At 68.9% G+C, this 3445-nt stretch carries 2 protein-coding genes and 1 pseudogene; 2 read left to right on the top strand and 1 reads right to left on the bottom strand.

Going from position 1 to position 3445, the window contains the following annotated elements; genetic code table 11:
* Positions 1-1069, bottom strand: a pseudogene (locus I53_RS02470) (PQQ-binding-like beta-propeller repeat protein); the annotation flags it as partial.
* Positions 1070-1437: 368 nt separating this feature from the next.
* Between I53_RS02470 and I53_RS02465 the strand changes: the two are divergent.
* The gene (locus I53_RS02465; protein ID WP_051044629.1) at positions 1438-2241 is read left to right on the top strand and encodes a serine protease; all 804 of its coding nucleotides are present in this window, start codon (positions 1438-1440) and stop codon (positions 2239-2241) included.
* Positions 2242-2456: 215 nt separating this feature from the next.
* Positions 2457-3445, top strand: a 989-nt coding sequence (locus I53_RS02460; protein ID WP_043346255.1) for a cytochrome P450, incomplete at its 3' end; no start/stop codon positions are given.

Here is a 3445-nt window from a genome sequence, read left to right as displayed (position 1 = left end):
CCGGGTGGGTGGGAGCTTCCTCATCTTCCCGTCCTTGTCCTTCTGGTCGGACAGCATCATCACGTGACCGCCGGCATAGTTCCCACTCGTCGTGCGGGGTCTTCTGGTAGCCGAACTTCGCCTCGCCGGTGTCGGCGTCGCGGCCGAAGATCGTCATCGTCCACTTGTTGTCGCCGGGACGCATGGTCTCGTTCCACGGCGCCGGGTTGCCGGTGCCGAAGTAGATCAGGTTCGTGCCCGGGTCATAGGCGTACCAGCCCCAGTTGGTGCCGCCGCCGATCTTCCAGGCGTCGCCCTCCCAGGTCGAGGTGCCGAGGCCCTTCTGGCCGTAATGAGCGTTGTGGATGTTGAAGTCCTTGGCGAGCAGCAGGTCCTCGTCCGGGCCGGTCGCGTAGGCGCGCCAGACCTGCGCGCCGGTCTTGACGTCGTAGGCGGTGAGGTAGCCGCGGACGCCGAGTTCGGCACCCGAGGAGCCGATGATCACCTTGTCCTTGACCACGTAGGGGGCGATGGTGAGCGTCGAGCCGACCTTGATGTCGGAATTCTCGACCTTCCACACCGTCTCGCCGGTCTGGGCGTTCAGCGCCGCCACGTTGCCGTCGAGCTGGGTCTTGAGGATCAGCGCCGGGGTCTTGCCGTCGCCCGGCCAGTAGGCGAGGCCGCGGTTGACGAGATCGCAGCAGGCGACCGAACGGGCGGCCGGGTTCTGCTTGGGCTTGTCCTGCCACAGGATCTTGCCCGGGTCGTCGAGGCCGAGAGCGAAGGTGTTGTTCGGGAACGAGGTGTGGATGTACATGACGCCGTCGACGACGAGCGGCGCGCCCTCGTGGCCGTTGAGCAGGCCGGTGGAGAACGTCCAGGCCGGCTTGAGCTGCTTGACGTTGCTCTTGTTGATCTGGGTCAGATCGCTGTAATTGTTCGAGTCGTAGTTCTTACCGGGCATCACCCAGTTCTCGTCGCTCTTCGATTTCTCGACGAGCTTGTCGTTGGCCTGCGCCACGCCCGCCATGGCGACCGGCGCGAGCGCCATGATCGCCAATGCCGAGACGGAATTCCGGAGCCTGATCATCCTGCGTCTCCTCGCCGGACTGCCACGCCGTTTGGCCTCGCAGTCATCGTGGTGTTCATCCGATGGCGACACGTCTTCCGACGACAAATCCGCTTTCAGCATCGCGATATCCCGGCTATTTCCAGTATTCGCTAGGCTTATGAAAGACTTATTATCGTTGTGCGCCACTCGATTATTCGCACGGCTTGTAATGCGTGTCTTTGCAAAACGAAACATTTCTTTTCGGGACAATCTGGCAATACGCCACCGGAGATTTGGTAAGATCAGCGAGGTCTTGACCGATCGCCGACATCCATCCCAGACAAGCGGAAACGATATGCGGGCGTGCGGGCACGGTGCCGTCCGCCGACCCGCTCCGGGAGGACGCGATGGGTCTTGTCACGGGCGGCGCAGGCCGCTTTCTGGCGCTGGCGACCTGTGTCGCGATTCCGGCCACGGCGGCCGGGACCGGCGGCGGACAACGCCTCGCCGCCCTCTACGCACAGGACGGGCGGCGCGAACTGACGGGGGCGGATCTGGAGCGCTTTACCGGCGCGGGCGTCCTGTGGTGCCGCCGCCCGGACGGGATCCCCCAGAAGGCCGCCGCCGCCTGGCTGATCGGGACCCGCTCCCTCGTGCTGATGAACGCGCACAATTTCCGCAATCGCCAACTGGAGGTCACCCGCACCGTTGCCGATTGCTACTTCCAGATCGCCGGCCGCAATTACGGCTTCGCGCCGGACTTTCTGGAACTCGGCATCGAGCCGGAGGCGCGGCGCCTGCACATCACCGACGACTGGGCGCTCCTGCGCCTCGCCGAGCCGGCCGAGGCACGGCCGCAGCCGATCCCGGACGCCCCGCACCTTCCGACCGGCGACCTGACGCTCTCGGTGACGATGGTCTCCCCCGCCGGCCACGAGAACTACCGCGGTCAGAGCAGCCGGGAATCCTGTGCCATCCGGCGGATCGATCCGCCCAGCGAGGGCGACATCCGCCGCGCCCGCCACGACTGCAACGACGGCTACGGAGGGTCGGGCTCGGGCCTGTTCGACGAGGCCGGGCATCTCGTCGCGATGCAGAGCGCGTCGCTCTCGATGAACCAGCGCCACGCCTTCGACATCGAGTTCCACTACGGCTCGGCCCTGCTGATCGAGGGCCGGCTCCGCGAGGCCCTCCGGGCGCAGGCCCGCTAGGGCCGTCGGTCTGACCCGCCCGCCCGGCATCCGCTTCGGCGGCGCGTGCCGGATCCCCCGTCCGGCCGCACGGCTTCCCGGAGGCATTCCGGTAAGCCTCCGGTAAGCACCGCGGCGATTTCCGCACCGCCCGGGCGCGAATGCCTCGACGGCGGCGCCGAGGAGCGCCAAAACTTAACGTTGAGCCTCGAATCTGGTCCCGCGAGGGTGCCGGGATGCCAGCGGTCGGAACGTTCAGGGTCTGCGAGCCGGGAAGGCTGCCGCTCACGGAGGCCGTGGGGGAGGCTGTGGCGGAGGCGATCGCCCTGCCATCGGTGCTCGTCACGATGCTGGGCAGCCTGATCGAGGCTTGGCCCCGGCAGATCTATACACAACCCCTGGTGACAACGCGCTTCCTCGGCCAGCGCACCACCTACGTCTGCGACCCCGGACACATCCGCAGCCTGCTGGTCGATCAGGCCGAGGCGCTGGAGCGGGAGCCGTTCATGCTGCGGGCCCTCGCGCCCGCCCTCGGCTCGGGCGTCCTCACCGCGGACGGTTCCCACTGGCGGGGGCAGCGCAGGACCGCCAGCCCGATGTTCCGCCCGGACCGGGTCCGGAGCTTCGTGCCGGCCATGGCCCGGGCCGCCGCGGCGACGCGGACGCGCTGGCACGGCGCCGATCCGGCCGGGGCGGAGCGGGACGTCCTGCACGAGATGATGCGCACCACCTTCGAGGTGATCGTCGCCACGATGGTGTCGGGCGATCCCCATCTGGAGGTCGAGCCGTTCGGGCGCGCGATGGACGCCTATCTCGGCCAGACCAGCTGGAAGATCGCCCTCGCGATGCTGCGCGCCCCGGCCTGGGTCCCGCATCCCGGGGCCCGGGGGGGCGCGGCCGCGGTGCGCCACCTGCGCGGCGAGGTCGCCCGGACGATCGCGCGCCGCCGGGCGCGCGGCGAGCCCGGCACCGACCTCCTCGGCCTCCTGCTGGAGGCGCGGGATCCGGAGACCGGACAGCCGCTCCCCGAGGCGCGCGTCGTCGACAACCTGCTGACCTTCGTGGCCGCGGGCCACGAGACCACCGCCCTGGCGCTGGCCTGGACCCTCCGGGTCCTGGCGGAACACCCGGAGGTGGAGGCGCGCGTCGTCGCCGAGATGGCGCGGCTCGGCGACGACCCCGCCGCCGATCCCGAGGCCGCGGACCGGTTGCCCTACACCCGCCA

The sequence above is a fragment of the Methylobacterium sp. B1 genome (assembly GCF_000333255.1).
In the GTDB taxonomy this organism is placed as follows: Bacteria; Pseudomonadota; Alphaproteobacteria; order Rhizobiales; family Beijerinckiaceae; genus Methylobacterium; species Methylobacterium fujisawaense.
This window is presented reverse-complemented; position numbering and strand designations above follow the sequence as displayed.

Coding starts and splice junctions, on each gene's coding strand:
- I53_RS02465 (WP_051044629.1), top strand. CDS start 1,438: ATGGGTCTTGTCACGGGCGGCGCAGGCCGCTTTCTGGCGCTGGCGACC.